This window comes from Pseudomonas sp. SWRI154 (genome assembly GCF_014268645.1).
GTDB classification, from domain to species: Bacteria; Pseudomonadota; Gammaproteobacteria; order Pseudomonadales; family Pseudomonadaceae; genus Aquipseudomonas; species Aquipseudomonas marvdashtae.
Genome location: NZ_JABWQW010000002.1, coordinates 300,674 through 315,707 on the forward strand (window position 1 = coordinate 300,674; position 15,034 = coordinate 315,707).

14 protein-coding genes are annotated in these 15,034 nt (G+C 62.1%); 4 read left to right on the forward strand and 10 right to left on the reverse strand.

Annotated elements, in window-relative coordinates:
• Position 1: 1 nt before the first annotated feature.
• From HU806_RS03345 to ppsA, 5 genes are all read right to left on the reverse strand, one after another.
• Positions 2 to 247, reverse strand: a complete 246-nt coding sequence (locus HU806_RS03345) for a CrfX protein (protein ID WP_186609889.1) — start codon at positions 245 to 247, stop codon at positions 2 to 4.
• Between the two features lie 63 nt (positions 248 to 310).
• Entirely contained in the window at positions 311 to 1,306 is a 996-nt protein-coding gene (gene cmaX / locus HU806_RS03350) for a divalent cation transporter CmaX (protein ID WP_186609890.1), read from the reverse strand.
• Between the two features lie 25 nt (positions 1,307 to 1,331).
• On the reverse strand, positions 1,332 to 1,823 hold the full coding sequence (gene rraA, locus HU806_RS03355; protein WP_186609891.1) for a ribonuclease E activity regulator RraA: 492 nt from the start codon (positions 1,821 to 1,823) through the stop codon (positions 1,332 to 1,334).
• 127 nt (positions 1,824 to 1,950) lie between these two features.
• A complete protein-coding gene (locus tag HU806_RS03360; RefSeq protein WP_186609892.1) occupies positions 1,951 to 2,940 on the reverse strand; it encodes an alpha/beta fold hydrolase in 990 nt (329 codons plus the stop codon).
• Between the two features lie 84 nt (positions 2,941 to 3,024).
• On the reverse strand, positions 3,025 to 5,400 hold the full coding sequence (gene ppsA, locus HU806_RS03365; protein WP_186609893.1) for a phosphoenolpyruvate synthase: 2,376 nt from the start codon (positions 5,398 to 5,400) through the stop codon (positions 3,025 to 3,027).
• 184 nt (positions 5,401 to 5,584) lie between these two features.
• Between ppsA and ppsR the strand changes: the two genes are divergently transcribed.
• Complete coding sequence (gene ppsR, locus HU806_RS03370) at positions 5,585 to 6,403, forward strand: phosphoenolpyruvate synthetase regulatory kinase/phosphorylase PpsR (RefSeq protein ID WP_186609894.1); 819 nt, start codon at positions 5,585 to 5,587, stop codon at positions 6,401 to 6,403.
• Between the two features lie 133 nt (positions 6,404 to 6,536).
• Here ppsR and HU806_RS03375 read toward each other — a convergent pair whose 3' ends face one another.
• The 4 genes from HU806_RS03375 to HU806_RS03390 form a co-directional block, all read right to left on the reverse strand.
• Positions 6,537 to 6,764, reverse strand: a complete 228-nt coding sequence (locus tag HU806_RS03375; protein ID WP_186609895.1) for an MbtH family protein — start codon at positions 6,762 to 6,764, stop codon at positions 6,537 to 6,539.
• Positions 6,765 to 6,848: 84 nt separating this feature from the next.
• Positions 6,849 to 8,261: an aspartate aminotransferase family protein gene (locus HU806_RS03380; protein WP_186609896.1), complete on the reverse strand. Its 1,413-nt coding sequence runs from the start codon at positions 8,259 to 8,261 to the stop codon at positions 6,849 to 6,851.
• A gap of 118 nt (positions 8,262 to 8,379) precedes the next feature.
• Positions 8,380 to 9,714 carry an ATP-binding protein gene (locus tag HU806_RS03385; protein ID WP_186609897.1) on the reverse strand — a complete coding sequence of 445 codons (1,335 nt, stop codon included), beginning with the start codon at positions 9,712 to 9,714 and terminating at the stop codon, positions 8,380 to 8,382.
• A complete protein-coding gene (locus tag HU806_RS03390; RefSeq protein WP_186609898.1) occupies positions 9,711 to 10,391 on the reverse strand; it encodes a response regulator in 681 nt (226 codons plus the stop codon). The genes HU806_RS03385 and HU806_RS03390 overlap by 4 nt, the downstream gene beginning before the upstream one ends.
• A gap of 176 nt (positions 10,392 to 10,567) precedes the next feature.
• Between HU806_RS03390 and HU806_RS03395 the strand changes: the two genes are divergently transcribed.
• From HU806_RS03395 to dsbG, 3 genes are read left to right on the forward strand one after another with little or no spacing between them, the layout of a single operon-like run.
• On the forward strand, positions 10,568 to 12,295 hold the full coding sequence (locus HU806_RS03395) for a protein-disulfide reductase DsbD (protein WP_186609899.1): 1,728 nt from the start codon (positions 10,568 to 10,570) through the stop codon (positions 12,293 to 12,295).
• Positions 12,295 to 13,164, forward strand: a complete 870-nt coding sequence (locus HU806_RS03400; protein WP_186609900.1) for a TlpA family protein disulfide reductase — start codon at positions 12,295 to 12,297, stop codon at positions 13,162 to 13,164. The genes HU806_RS03395 and HU806_RS03400 overlap by 1 nt, the downstream gene beginning before the upstream one ends.
• Positions 13,140 to 13,907, forward strand: a complete 768-nt coding sequence (gene dsbG, locus HU806_RS03405) for a thiol:disulfide interchange protein DsbG (protein WP_186609901.1) — start codon at positions 13,140 to 13,142, stop codon at positions 13,905 to 13,907. The genes HU806_RS03400 and dsbG overlap by 25 nt, the downstream gene beginning before the upstream one ends.
• A gap of 191 nt (positions 13,908 to 14,098) precedes the next feature.
• On the opposite strand, the gene HU806_RS03410 is transcribed toward dsbG, so the two are convergent.
• Positions 14,099 to 14,911, reverse strand: coding sequence for an alpha/beta fold hydrolase (locus tag HU806_RS03410; protein ID WP_186609902.1), 813 nt, complete (start codon positions 14,909 to 14,911; stop codon positions 14,099 to 14,101).
• Positions 14,912 to 15,034: the final 123 nt, after the last annotated feature.

The following is a 15,034-nucleotide window of genomic DNA, read 5'->3' on the forward strand; positions in this document are numbered from 1 at the left end:
TTCAATCAGCCTTATCAGCGGTGCGAGTAACAGATTTGCGACGGGAAACCGGCGAGACATGGGCCGACCCGTTGTTCAACGCGATCATCAGCGCGGGCAACCAACGGCCCAGCAGGCTGAACAGATCGCCGGCGCCGACCTGGCGGTTGGCGGTTTTCAGTACACGCCCCAGGCATGCATCGTCGTCCCGGCTGGACGGCGAGGCCTTGAGCATGTCGCGCAGAGACTGTTCGAACGGATCGTGCATACGCACCTCTCGTGATGTCTGTGGAAGACGCAATCAGATTTCGTCGGGTCACATGAAAGCCCATCACACCCAACGCAAACGGCGGAATAACCACCATTGCCCCGTCGCGACGCAGATCATCAGCAGGCAGGCGATCATGAAACCGTAAGGGCTTTCGGAAAACGGAATGCCGCCGACATTGATACCCAGCAGGCCGGTGAGAAAACTCATCGGCAGGAAGATCCCGGTAATGATGCCGAAGCGGTACATGGTGCGGTTCATGCGCACCGAAAGACGCCGGTCCTCGGCTTCCAGCACAAGCCCCACGCGCTCTCGGGTCAATTCCAGCTCTTCGAGGTAGCGCGTCAGGCTGTTGTTCAATTCATTCCAATAGTCGCCATCGTCCTCGACGAACCAAGGCAACTTGGTCCGCGACATCTGGCCAAAGATGTCCCGCTGTGGCGCCAGGAATCGCTTCAGTCCGGCGGCCCTGCGACGGATGTGCAAAATGGCGTCGTGTTCGGGTGTATACCGTTCGTCGGTATCGAGTTTCTCTTCCTCGCTGTCGACGATTTCAGACAGGCACGTCACCAGGTCCTGCACTTTATTGGTCAGGTATTGCGCCATATAAAGGATGAGTTCCGACGAGGTCTTCGGTCCCTTGCCCTCAACCAACTCCGCCAGCAGCTCATCGGTGGCGCGCAATGGACGCAACCGTAGCGAGATTACACGCTGGGCCGAGGCAAAGATGCGCACCGACACCATGTCTTCAGGCTCGGCACCCGGGTTGAGGTTGATGCCCCGAAGAAACAGCAGCAGCTCGGCATTGGGCAACGCCAGCAGGCGTGGCCGGGTGTTCTCCTCAAGCAGCAGGTCGCAATTGAATTCACTCAAGCCACTGGATTTGCGCAACCAGGTATGGGTTTGCGGATGACTGCGATCCCAGTGCAGCCACAGGCTTTCATGGGCCTGCAACTGCAAATCGTCAAGTTCGGTCCGGGCTATCGAACGCGCGCCGCCTTTACCATCCAGCACCAGGGCATGAACCAGCCCCCATTGCGCGTTTTCTTCCTCGAACATCCTCATCCCTTATGGCTATATCGTTTCATTCAGGCATTTTCAGCGGGCTTGGCGAGACGATCACGCCGTTGTTGTCCGCATAGACATACTCGCCCGGACGAAAGGTCACGCCGGCGAAGGTCACGGCAACATTGAGATCGCCGATGCCGCGCTTGTCGGTTTTCATCGGATGACTGGCCAGGGCCTGGACGCCCAGGTCGGTCTGGGCAATGACGTCGACGTCGCGGATGCAACCGTAGATCACCAAGCCTTCCCAGCCGTTCTTCGCGGCTTTTTCCGCCAGCATGTCGCCCAGCAAAGCCCGACGCAGGGAACCGCCGCCATCGACCACCAGCACCTTGCCCGTGCCGTCGAGTTCAACCTGCTCCTTGACCAACGAGTTGTCTTCGAAGCACTTGATGGTCACGATTTCGCCGCCGAACGAGTCGCGGCCACCGAAATTGCTGAACATCGGCTCCAATACTTGCACCAGGTCCGGATAGGCATCGCACAGGTCGGGCGTGAGGTAATGGTTCATCGAACAACTCCTGCAGGGCTTGAACGTCTGGCTGAATGAACAACCGTTTGTGACCGGAACAACGTAGCGCGTCATATCTTAGCCGCTAGCCGACCAGAGCGAAATGCCCATGTCCAGGGCCCTCGCGTTAAACAGCTTCGGCCAATCCGGACGGCTCCGCCAACAGCGGCGCGCATTGATTTTCCAGCCAGCGCGCCACCAACGGCCAGACCTCGGCGTGCGCGGCTTTGCTGACGAGCATTTCAACATGGCCGAAATCGTCGCTAAAGCCCTGTTCCCGGCCAAGACAGACGAACTGTTTGTACTCGGAACCGATCTGCTCGAACAATTTACGACAGGCCCAGGTCGGATCCTGACGATCACCGGCGGCACTCACCGCCAGCACCGGCACTTGCACATCGGCAAGGCCCGCCCACCAGTTTTTTTCGGCATCGCCGAAACGCCCGAAAAGCCCATACCAGCGCATGCTCTCCAGGGCCAGCCCGATGGGCTCATCCTCCGGGCCGCGCTTGAGCCTTGTGCCAGACAGTTGCGCAAACCGCTTGAGGATGAATCGTCCGCTCCACTCCACCGGCGGAATTTTCAGCGGCCAATAGGTGCGGCTGACCTGAGTACCGAAAAACGCCGCCGACGCCACGGCGGGCTCGCCCAGGTAATGCCCGCCCAAGGCTGCCGCCAGGGTAATGCCGCCCAGGGAATGACCAATCCAATGGGGCACCTGGCCGCTTTGCTCACGCACAAAGGCGCCGATGGCCGGCAAGTCGTAACGGGCATAATCGGCGACGCGGTTGTTGCGGTAGCCCTGGTTGCGTTGGGACAGCCCGTGACCGCGCATCTCGGGAATCCAGGCATCGAACCCACGCCGCACCAGATACGCCCCGAGCCCAAGGCCCTTGGGCGAATACCAGAAGCGCCGGTTGGAAAAGCTGCCGTGCAGCAGGATCACTGGGACGCCACGGCGTTCGCCGGCATCCGCCATGCCCAGGCGGGTGACGGCCAGTTCGACGCTGTAGTCCGGGCTGTTGCCGGGTTTCAAGCGATAGACATCTTCGCTCAGATCACCACGCCGCTCGGCGCTGATCAGGGCGACAGGAAATAAGTTGCTGCTGCTTTGCATGATGCTCTTGCACAAAAAAGGCGGATTCCGCGCGGAGCCCGCCCTGCTTCAATCAAAAGGGGCCAACGGGGCCCCTTCACTCAATCAGACCGCAGCCTGACCCTCAGCCAGGAAGAACCAGGTTTCCAGTACGGAGTCCGGGTTCAGCGAAACGCTTTCGATGCCCTGCTCCATCAGCCACTTGGCCAGGTCAGGGTGGTCCGAAGGGCCTTGGCCGCAGATGCCGATGTACTTGCCGGCCTTGTTACAGGCGGCGATGGCATTGGCCAGCAACTTCTTCACCGCCGGGTTCCGCTCGTCGAACAGGTGGGCGATGATCCCGGAGTCGCGATCCAGGCCCAGGGTCAACTGGGTCAGGTCGTTGGAGCCGATGGAGAAACCGTCGAAGAATTCGAGGAACTCTTCAGCCAGGATCGCGTTGGACGGCAGTTCGCACATCATGATCACGCGAAGGCCGTTTTCGCCACGGGCCAGGCCGTTTTCCGCCAGCAGGTCGACCACTTGGCTCGCTTCGCCGAGGGTGCGCACGAACGGCACCATGATCTCGACGTTGGTCAGGCCCATCTCGTTGCGCACGCGCTTGAGGGCGCGGCACTCGAGCTCGAAGCAATCACGGAACGATTCGCTGATGTAGCGCGACGCACCACGGAAGCCCAGCATCGGGTTTTCTTCTTCCGGCTCGTAGAGCTTGCCGCCGATCAGGTTGGCGTACTCGTTGGACTTGAAGTCCGACAGGCGCACGATGACCTTTTTCGGGTAGAACGCCGCCGCCAGGGTACTGATGCCTTCCACCAGCTTCTCGACGTAGAAACCGACCGGATCGTTGTAGCCGGCGATACGCTTGTCGACGCTGTCCTTGATTTCCTGAGGCAGGCCGTCGTAGTTCAGCAGTGCCTTGGGGTGGACGCCGATCATGCGGTTGATGATGAACTCGAGGCGGGCCAGGCCCACGCCGGCATTCGGCAATTGCGCGAAGTCGAAGGCGCGGTCCGGGTTGCCGACGTTCATCATGATCTTGAATGGCAGCTCCGGCATGGCGTCCACGGAGTTCTTCTTGATGTCGAAGCCCAGCTCGCCTTCGAAGATGTAGCCGGTATCGCCTTCGGCGCAGGAAACGGTGACGCCCTGGCCGTCCTTGAGCAATTGAGTGGCGTTGCCGCAACCAACAACCGCCGGGATCCCCAGTTCACGGGCAATGATCGCCGCGTGGCAGGTACGCCCACCACGGTTGGTGACGATAGCGCTGGCGCGCTTCATGACAGGTTCCCAATCCGGGTCGGTCATATCGGAAACCAGTACGTCGCCGGCCTGGACTTTGTCCATCTCCGAGACGTCCTTGATGATTCGCACCTTGCCGGCGCCGATGCGCTGGCCGATGGCACGGCCTTCCACCAACACGGTGCCGGTTTCCTTGAGCAGGTAGCGCTCCATGACATTGGCCTGGGTGCGGCTCTTCACGGTTTCCGGACGGGCCTGGACGATGTACAGCTTGCCGTCGTCACCGTCCTTGGCCCACTCGATGTCCATCGGGCACTTGTAGTGTTTCTCGATGGTCATGGCCTGCTTGGCCAGTTCGCTGACTTCAGCATCGGTCAGGCAGAAACGCGCGCGCTCGGCCTTGTCGACGTCGACGGTTTTCACTGAGCGACCGGCCTTGGCTTCGTCGCCGTAGATCATCTTGATGGCCTTGCTGCCCAGGTTGCGACGCAGGATCGCCGGGCGACCGGCTTCCAGCGTGCCCTTGTGGACATAGAATTCGTCCGGGTTCACCGCGCCTTGTACGACGGTCTCACCCAGGCCGTAGGCACCGGTGATGAACACCACGTCACGGAAACCCGACTCGGTGTCGAGGGTGAACATTACGCCGGCGGTGCCGGTTTCGGAGCGGACCATGCGCTGCACACCGGCGGACAGGGCGACCAGCTTATGGTCAAAGCCCTGGTGCACGCGGTAGGAAATGGCACGGTCGTTGAAAAGGGAGGCGAAGACTTCCTTGGCGGCCCGGATGACGTTTTCCACGCCACGGATGTTCAGGAAGGTTTCCTGCTGACCGGCAAAGGACGCGTCCGGCAGGTCTTCGGCAGTGGCCGACGAGCGTACGGCGACGGCAATATCGGGGTTGCCTTCGGAGAGTTTGGCAAAGGCCGTGCGGATTTCGGCGTTCAGCTTCTCGGGGAATTCGGCTTCCATGATCCATTGGCGGATCTGGGCGCCGGTCTTGGCCAGGGCATTGACGTCATCGACGTCGAGGGCGTCGAGGGCATCGTGGATCTGCTGGTTCAGGCCGCTCAGTTCCAGGAAATCACGATAAGCCTGGGCGGTCGTGGCGAAGCCACCTGGCACCGATACACCGGCGCCGGCGAGGTTACTGATCATCTCGCCCAGGGATGCGTTCTTGCCCCCCACATGCTCTACATCATGGACGCCGAGCTTATCGAGGGAAACTACGTACTCTACCAAGGTGATCTCTCCACTAACTGTGTTGGAAAAGCTCAAGAACCGGTAGCTCCAGGGGAGCGAGTCACCGGCGATATGGCCTGGACCTGGAAAATAAGTGAGAATGCGGGCCACGGGCGGCCGGCAAATCGCGCCTATCATATCCAAGAATCGTTACTAGCTCACTAGCTTAAGGCCCAAGGCGCAAATGAAACGATCTGCTTTCTTTATTTCCGACGGCACCGGCATCACGGCCGAAACGCTGGGCCAGAGCCTGTTGGCGCAGTTCGAGAACATTACCTTCACCAAGCTGACACGTCCCTACATAGACAGCGTCGACAAGGCGCGGGCCATGGTACAGCAAATCAATAAAGCCGCCGAAACCGACGGTTTTCGCCCGATCATCTTCGATACCATCGTCAATCAGGACATCCGTGAGATTCTCGCAACGTCCAATGGTTTCATGATCGACATTTTTTCCACGTTCCTCGCGCCGCTCGAGCAGGAATTGAGCGAGCATTCCTCCTACTCGGTCGGCAAGTCCCATTCCATTGGCCACAACTCCAACTACATGGAGCGGATCGAAGCGGTCAACTTCGCGTTGGACAACGACGACGGCGCCCGCACGCATTATTACGACAAGGCCGACCTGATCCTAGTGGGGGTGTCGCGATGTGGTAAGACGCCGACGTGCCTGTACATGGCGATGCAATTTGGCATCCGCGCGGCCAACTATCCGCTGACCGAAGACGACATGGAGCGCCTGCAACTGCCGAGCGCCCTGCGCGCCCACCAGCACAAGCTGTTTGGCCTGACCATCGACCCGGACCGCCTTACCGCGATCCGCAACGAACGCAAGCCCAACAGCCGCTATTCGAGCTACGCGCAATGCGAGTTCGAGGTGCGCGAGGTGGAAAACCTGTTCCGGCGGGAGAACATTCCCCACATCAATTCCACGCATTTTTCCGTGGAGGAGATTTCGGCGAAGATCCTGGTGGAGAAAGGGGTGGAGCGGCGGTTCAAGTAGAGCAGCGATGAGTTTCAAGCGCCAAGCTTCAAGATAAAGCAGACGGCGGTGCACCAACTGTCGGCCCAGACGCAAAGCCTGATGAGGGAGCGGGCTTGCCCCGCTCCCTCAAAGCGGGGCGCGTCGGCTCTGTTTAGTGAGCCGCAGTCGCCTGCTCTTCCATCTTCTTGCGCAGGCTCAACGGTCGCATATCGGTCCAGACCTCTTCGATATAAGCCAGGCATTCCTTTTTGAAACCGCTTTTGCCAACGGTGCGCCAGCCTTCCGGAACGGCCTTGTAGTCCGGCCAGATCGAATACTGCTCTTCGTGGTTGACCACGACCTGAAAGAGGATGTCCTCGCGGTCGAATACTGAAGTCATGGGTGGTTCTCCATCGTTGCTCAAGGTTCGCCGCGCGCAGGCGCAGCCAAGGTATGAAAAGGAACGTACCGGACCGAATGAAAATTAGGCATCGGCCACGGCGGCTTCCAAGGCACGCCGAAAAATCTCCGCGACCCGGTCGATCTCCGCTGCGGTAATGATCAGCGGCGGCAGGAAACGCACTACGCCGCCCTGTCGGCCACCCAACTCCAGGATCAGCCCACGCTTGAGGCATTCACGCTGCAGCCGTGGCGCCAGCCGTGCATCCACCGGTGGATGGCCCAAGGCGTCCGACGTGCCGGCCGGGTCTACCAGCTCGACGCCGAGCATCAGCCCGCGACCACGAATATCGCCCAATTGCGGGAAGTCCCTCTGCAGGATATGCAGGTGTTCGCTCAGGCGTTCGCCCATGGCGGCGGCATGGGCTGGCACGTTGTGTTCAACCAGGTAGCGCATGACCGCGCTACCCGCCGCCATGGCCATCTGGTTGCCGCGGAAAGTCCCGGCGTGGGCGCCCGGCAGCCAGGTGTCGAGCCAGTCGCGATAAACCACCACCGCCAGCGGCAGGCTGCCGCCGATGGCCTTGGACAGGACGACCACGTCCGGAATGATCCCGGCGTGCTCGAACGCAAACATCTTGCCGGTTCGGCCAAAGCCGCTCTGGATCTCATCGACGATCAGCGCCACGCCGGCCCGCTCGGTGATCCGTCGCAACCCGCGCAGCCAGTCAAGATCGGCGGGTATCACACCACCTTCGCCCTGCACCACCTCGACAATTACCGCTGCGGGCAACTGCACGCCAGCCTCGGGGTCGGTCAGCAGGTTTTCCAGGTAATGCAGGTTAGCCTTGACGCCTTCAGCCCCCCCGAGTCCGAACGGACACCGATAATCGTAGGGAAACGGCATGAACTGCACGCCACTGCTGAGCAAGGCCCCCAACGGCTTTTTAGGGCCCAGGCTGCCCATCAGGCTCAACGCGCCTTGGCTCATGCCGTGATAACCGCCCTGGAACGACAGCACGGTGCTTCGTCCCGTGGCGGTGCGCACCAACTTGAGGGCCGCTTCCACCGCGTCTGTGCCCGTGGGGCCGCAAAACTGGATTTTCGCTTCGGCGGCGAGGGCCGCTGGCAACAGGCCGAACAGGTCCTGGACAAAGCGATCCTTGACCGGCGTGGTCAGGTCCAGGGTATGCAACGGCAGCTCATCGGCAAGCACCTGCTGGATCGCCTCGATCACTACCGGGTGATTGTGCCCAAGGGCCAGCGTGCCCGCGCCGGCCAGGCAATCGATGAACGTGCGGCCCTCGACATCTTCGACGTACAGGCCCTTGGCGCGCTTAAGGGCCAGGGGGATCCGTCGTGGGTAACTGCGGGCATTGGATTCCTGCCGGTTCTGGCGAGCCAGCAACGGCGATTCGTTGAATTGATAGAGCGTCTCGACCGGTGTCGGACTGACCCGGACAGGCAATGCTTGGATAGGACTGTGAGCGACTGACATTTTTCGACCCCGCAATGAGTGACCAAACGGCGCACCGGGCAGGTGCGCATTCGGGGCGCACGTGCAGGCTTCTGTTGGAAACGCATCAGCGAGGCAAGGATTTACCCACAGGAATCCGTCACTGGACAGGCGACACTTGCACCGGCACGGTGAATTCAACTCGCAGCCCATCCGGGCGGCTGTCGAAGTGCAAGCCACAGCCGCAGCGCTGGACGATGGCCTGGACAATCGCCAGTCCCAACCCGCAGCCATTGCTCTGGCCGTTGCGCCAGAAGCGTTGGGTCAGGTGCTGGATATCGTCGGCGGCAATGCCGGGGCCTTGGTCGCGCACCTGGAAACGCACACGTTGGCCGATCATCTCCAGGTTCAGCTCGACCTCGGTATCGTCCGGCGTATGGCGCAGGGCGTTTTCCAGCAGATTGCGCAACGCGGCGATGGCCAGTACCGCTGGCATCTGCACTGGCGCGTCGGACAGTTGCGGCGATAGATCCAGCCTGATCCGCTGGAGCGCGCCACCGGCCGCGTCCTGGATGGCCAACCGTGCGACCTGCTCGGCATTGCATTGCACGCCGTCATCGAACGACAGGCTGCCCTCGACACGGGCCAGCAACAACAGTTGTTCGAGCGTGCGATGCAACCGGTCGGCACCCTCCTCCGCTCGCGCCAGGGACTGGTCGCGCGCGGCGCCCTCGGTCATGCGCGCCACTTGCAGGTGCGTCTTGATGGCCGTCAGCGGGCTGCGCAGTTCATGAGCGGCATCGCCGGTCAGGCGGCGCTCGCGCTCGATGGTCTTGCCGATGCGCTGGAGCAACTGGTTCTGGGTTTCCAGCAAGGGACGCAGCTCGCTGGGCAGGGGATGAATCTGCAGCGGCTCCAGGGAATCGGCGTTGCGCCGCATCAACGCATCGCGCATGCGATTGAGCGGCGCCAGACCCTGGCCAATGCCGAGCCACAACAGGCACAGGCAACCGAGCAGCGCCACGCCGACCGGCACCGACGCCGCCAGCAACACCGACATGTTCAAGGCTTCGCGCTCGATCTGGCGGTCGGCGGTGGTAATGCGCAAATCGCCTCGGGCCAAGGTAAAACTTCGCCAAGGCGCGCCGTCGATCATCTGGTCATGAAAACCCATTTTCTCGGCTTCAAGAGGTTGCTCGGGAGTCCCGTGGCTGCGCGCCAGGATCTCCCCGCGCAAGGAGCTGACCTGGCAAGCCATACCGCCCGGAATACTCAACTGTTCGGCGCTGAAATGCGTGCCGTCACCCTTGGTCGGCAAGGGCGGCAGTTGCTCCAGCAACCCGGCGACCATCCGCGCCGAAGCCACCAGGCGCTGGTCGAGGGAGAACATCATCTGGTTGCGCAGGTCGCTGAGCATCCAGGCGGCGGCCAGGGCCCAGATCAGCGCGAAGGCCGCGCCAAGGGTCAGGCTCAGCCGCAGTCGCAAGCTCATCACTTGGAGGATTCCCCACCATCGGCCGGCCCCAGCCGATAACCCAGGCCGCGCACCGTCTCGACAATCCCGTTGCCCAGCTTGCGCCGCAGATGATGGATATGCACGTTGAGGGCATTGCTTTCCAGTTCGTCGTTGAACCCGTAGACGCTGTCCTTGAGCTGCTCGGTGGACAACACCCGCCCGCGACTGTGGAGCAAAGCCTGCAACAGCGACTGCTCGCGGCGGGACAGGTCCACCGAATGACCGTCCAAGGTGGTTTCGCGGCTGCTGGGGTCATACGTCAGGCGACCGTGCTCGATCAGGTTGACACTGCGCCCGGCCACGCGCCGCAACAAGGTGTGCAGGCGCGCCGCCAGCTCACGCAGGTCGAACGGCTTGAGCAAGTAATCATCGGCTCCGGCCTGCAGGCCTTCGACCCGGTCGGTCACCGAATCACGGGCGGTGAGGATCAGCACCGGAATCTCCAGGCCTTGCTGGCGCAACTGCCGGAGCAGCTTGAGGCCGTCCTCATCGGGCAGGCCAAGGTCAAGCACCATGACATCGAACTCGGCCACGCCGATCATCGCCCGCGCCGCCGCTGCCGTGGCCACGTGTTCGACCGTCAGGCCTTGGGCCGTAAGCCCGGCGACTATGCCGCTGGCGATCAACTCATCGTCTTCGCAGACCAGTACGCGCATGGGGAGCCCCGTTGAAAAAGGTACATTAGGCCGCCGGCCGATTAAGCCGACATTATGCGACGAGTACGCCCGATATGGGTGATCATTGCTGCAAAACGGTTGTCGACCAGGTTAATCGACGGTTAATCGCCGGTCGCCATTGTGCATTCCACCTGCTTCGTTCTAAGGCTTTATCCATGCGTCGATTGCTTTTGCTATGGCTGTTCCTGCTCTCGGGCCTGGCCCAGGCTGCCAATCCCTTCGAGACCAAACCCGAATTCCTGCCGGTGGAAAAGGCCTTCGTCTTTTCCTCGCAACGCCTGGATTCCGGTGAGACCCTGTTGTTCTGGCAGATCGCGGACGGATACTACCTTTACCAGCAGCGGCTCAAATTCGACGGTCTGGCCGAAGCGCAGAAGCCGAAGTTGCCGGAAGGCGAAGCTCACAGCGACGAGTTTTTCGGCGATCAGCAAGTCTATCGCCAGGCACTGGAGCTGAAGATTCCCGCCGGAGCCACCGGCAAGATCAAGGTCGGCTTCCAAGGCTGTGCCGACGCGGGCCTGTGCTATCCGCCCCAGACCCAAGTGGTCGACCTGGGTGGCGGCCCAGCAGCAGCGGCCAGCGGCGAGGCGCAGGATCAGGCCTTGGCCAGTGGTCTGCAACAGCGCGCGTTGGGCTGGAGCCTGTTGGTGTTCTTCGGCCTGGGGCTGTTGCTGGCATTTACGCCGTGCTCGTTGCCAATGCTGCCGATTCTGGCCGGGCTGGTGGTGGGCAGCGGCGCCGGGCCACGGCGCGGTCTGGCCTTGGCCGGCAGCTACGTGATCAGCATGGCCTTGGTGTATGCCGCCATGGGCGTGCTCGCCGCGCTGCTGGGGGCCAACCTCCAGGCGCTGCTGCAGCAACCGTGGCTGCTGGGCAGCTTCGCGGCCATCTTCGTGTTGCTGGCGCTGCCCATGTTCGGTTTCTTCGAACTGCAACTGCCGGCCGCCCTGCGTGATCGTCTGGAGAACGCCGGCCGCCAGCGGCGCGGGGGCAGCCTGGTGGGTGCCGGCGTGCTCGGCGCGCTGTCCGGCCTGTTGGTGGGCCCGTGCATGACCGCGCCGCTGGCCGGCGCGCTGCTGTACATCGCCCAGAGCGGCAATGCCCTGCATGGCGGCCTGATCCTGTTCACCATGGGTGTCGGCATGGGCCTGCCGCTGTTGCTGCTGGTGACGGTGGGCAATCGCTTCCTGCCCAAGCCCGGCGCCTGGATGAACCTGCTCAAGGGGGTATTCGGCTTTTTGTTCCTCGGCACCGCGTTGCTGATGATTCGCCCGATCATCGATGGCTCGCTGTGGATCGGGCTGTGGGGCGCGCTGCTGGTGGTTGCCGCCTATTGCGCCTGGCGCCAAACCCAAGGATTCGGTCGCGCCGCTTATCTGTGGGGCAGCGTGTCGCTGTTGTTCGGCCTGTGGGGCAGCCTGCTGGTGATCGGTGCAGCGGGCGGCAGCGACGACCTGTTCAGGCCCCTGCAGATCTACGGCGGCGGACAAGGCAACGCGACCCTCAGCGCCGACGATGCCTTTGTTACGGTCAGCGAGCCGGCTGCCCTGCAAAGGGAACTGGACGCTGCCAAGGCGCAGGGCCAGTGGGTGTTGCTGGATTACTACGCCGACTGGTGCGTGTCCTGCAAGATCATGGAGAAACAGGTGTTCGGCCGAGCCGAAGTGCTCGACGCCCTCAAGGACGTGCGGCTGCTGCGCCTGGATGTCACCGCCGACAGCGCCGCCAGTCGTGAGCTGCTAAGCCGTTACCAAGTGCCTGGGCCACCGAGCCTGCTGTGGATCGGCACGGACGGCGCGGAACGCCGCAGCCAACGGATCACTGGCGAAATCGACGCCAAGGGTTTCCTGGAACGTTGGAACATGACCCGGAACGCGCCCTGATGCTGACGTTTACCTTGGGCACCTTCGCCATCGCCCTTAACCATTTGCTGCTGATCAGCGCGCTGGCCCTGGCGACCTTCGTCGGTTGGCGCGTGGCCAAGCGCGGCGGCGAAAACCCCGAGTCAGTGCTGTTCGGGCTGTTCCTGCTGGGGCTGCTTGCCGCAAGAATCGGCTTTGTCGCCGCCTACTGGAACCATTACCAGGACGATCCGTGGCAGATTGTCGATTTACGCGACGGCGGTTTCCTGGCCTGGCCAGGCATCGTCGCACTGCTGATCGCTGCGTTGCTGTGGGCCCGTCGCCGACCGGGCCTGCGCCGCCCGCTGGGTTTCAGCGTTGGCAGCGGGCTGCTGTTCTGGCTGGTGGCAACAATGTCGTTGACGATTTATGAACAAGGTACCCGCTTGCCGGAGATCGATCTGCGCAACGCCCAAGGCGAAACCGTATACCTCGCCGACTACCAGGGCGGCCCCTTGGTGATCAATCTCTGGGCCACGTGGTGCCCACCCTGCCGGCGTGAAATGCCGGTACTGGAAGAAGCACAAAAGCAGCGCCCGGACCTGACCTTCCTGTTCGTCAATCAAGCCGAAAGCATGCAAAGCGTCAGCACCTACCTCGCCACCCAGGGCCTTAGCCTGACAAACGTGCTGTTCGATGGCAGCGGTCGTCTTGGTCAGGTTGTCGGCTCGATGGCATTACCGACAACCTTGTTCTACAGCGCCGACGGCCGCCTGCTGGGCAGCCATCTGGGCGAGTTGTCGGAAGCGAGCCTGGCCCGCGCACTGGAAAATTTCGAAACGCCTGGCTCGACCACGGCGGCCCACCCCGCGACAAGGACACTGCCATGCCCCGCCTCCACCACCTGCTGACCCTGGCCTTTGCCGGCGCACTCTTGCAAACCCCGTTGCTTCACGCCGAGGAGTTACCGGCGGCGATCAAGAAGATCGAAGCCAAGGGCGCGAAAATCGTCGGCACCTTTGACGCACCGGACGGGCTGCGTGGTTATGCGGCGCAATACCAGAACCGTGGCATGGCGCTGTACCTGACGCCGGATGGCAAACACGTTCTGCTGGGCAACCTGTACGACGCCGAGGGCAAGGACCTGAGCGCCGAACCGCTGCAAAAACTGGTCTATGCACCGATGGCCAAGGAAATCTGGGCAAAAATGGAAGCGAGCAATTGGATCGCCGACGGCAACAAGGACGCACCGCGCACTGTGTACCTGTTCAGCGACCCCAATTGCCCATACTGCAATATGTTCTGGGAACAGGCCCGACCGTGGGTCAAGGCCGGCAAGGTGCAGTTGCGCCACATCATGGTGGGCATCATCCGCGAGGACAGCCCGGGTAAATCCGCCGCGTTGCTGGCCGCCAAGGAACCGGAGAAAGCCCTGGCCGAGCATGAAAAGGCCGGCAAGGGCAGCTCGCTCAAACCGCTCAAGGACATACCGCCGGCCATCCAGGCCAAGCTCGACGCCAACCTGCAACTGATGGAAGAACTGGAACTGTCAGCCACCCCGGCGATTTTCTACCTCGATGACAAAGGCGAACTGCAACAACAGCAAGGCGCGCCATCGCCGGACAAGCTGGTGAAGATCCTCGGGCCGAAGTGATAGCAAAACCCTTAAGACCTGTGGCGCCGCCGACTGCTTTTGTGGCGAGGGAGCTTGCTCCCGCTGGGCCGGGCTGGCGCTCCAGTGCGAAGCAGCCCCTGGATTTCCTGCTGCGGTTCGTCAGGGTGACTGCATTTGGTTTTTTTGGGGCTGCTGCGCAGCCCAGCGGGAGCAAGCTCCCTCGCCACAAGTCAGCGTTTTTGCTTCAAGAATTCCAGCAACACCTCGGTCACAAACTCCGGGTTCTCCAGGTTCGAGATATGCCCCGCCTCCGGAACCAGCACATGCCGACAGCCAATCAGCTCGGCCATTTCCAACGCCTCGGCCGGGGGCCGTGGCTTGTCCTGGTCGCCGCACATCACCAGCGTGCGCTCGGCGTCCAGTCCGGGCAGGCGCGGCAGGATATCGTCCCGACCGAAAATGATCCGCCCCAGCGGTACGACACTGTCGCGCAGGCGATCGGCGGGTAGCGCAGCGAGCGAGGCGCGGAACTGTTGATAGAGCGCCGACTGCGGATCGATGCCTGGCCGGAAGAAGATCGGCACGATGATGTCCAGCAACGGTTCAGGAATGCCGCCGCTGGCCTCGATCTTGTCGAACAGCGAGAAGTAATACAGGCGCGTCGGTTCCGGCTCGACGCCGACGTAGGTGTCCATCAACACCAGCGACTGCACGCGTTCAGGCGCCGCCAATGCCAATCGCGCGCCCCACATCCCGCCCACCGACAGCCCCACCAGGCTGAAACAACCAACGTCCAGATGATCCATCAACGCCAGCGCCTGGCGCGCCAGGTCGTCCAGCGAAGTCGTGCCCTCCGGCAAGCGCCCCGACTGGCCGTGCCCCCACAATTCTGGAACGATCACCCGACAGTGCTTCGACAGGGCGTCAATCTGCGGCGTCCACATGCAGCTGTCCCACAAATAGCTGCTGCCCAGCAGCACCACCGGCCCCCGGCCTTGGTCGAGGTAATGGAGCGGTTGTCCGTCAATCGTTGCAAAGGGCATCGGTGACCTCCTTTTGTTGAGTCAGGGAAAACCTTCGGGAGACTGAGCTGCGACAAGCGAGGCGTCAACCACGGGGTTGCCCTGCTTGTGCAGCCAGCTCGCGATGCGGTCCTTATAGACGCC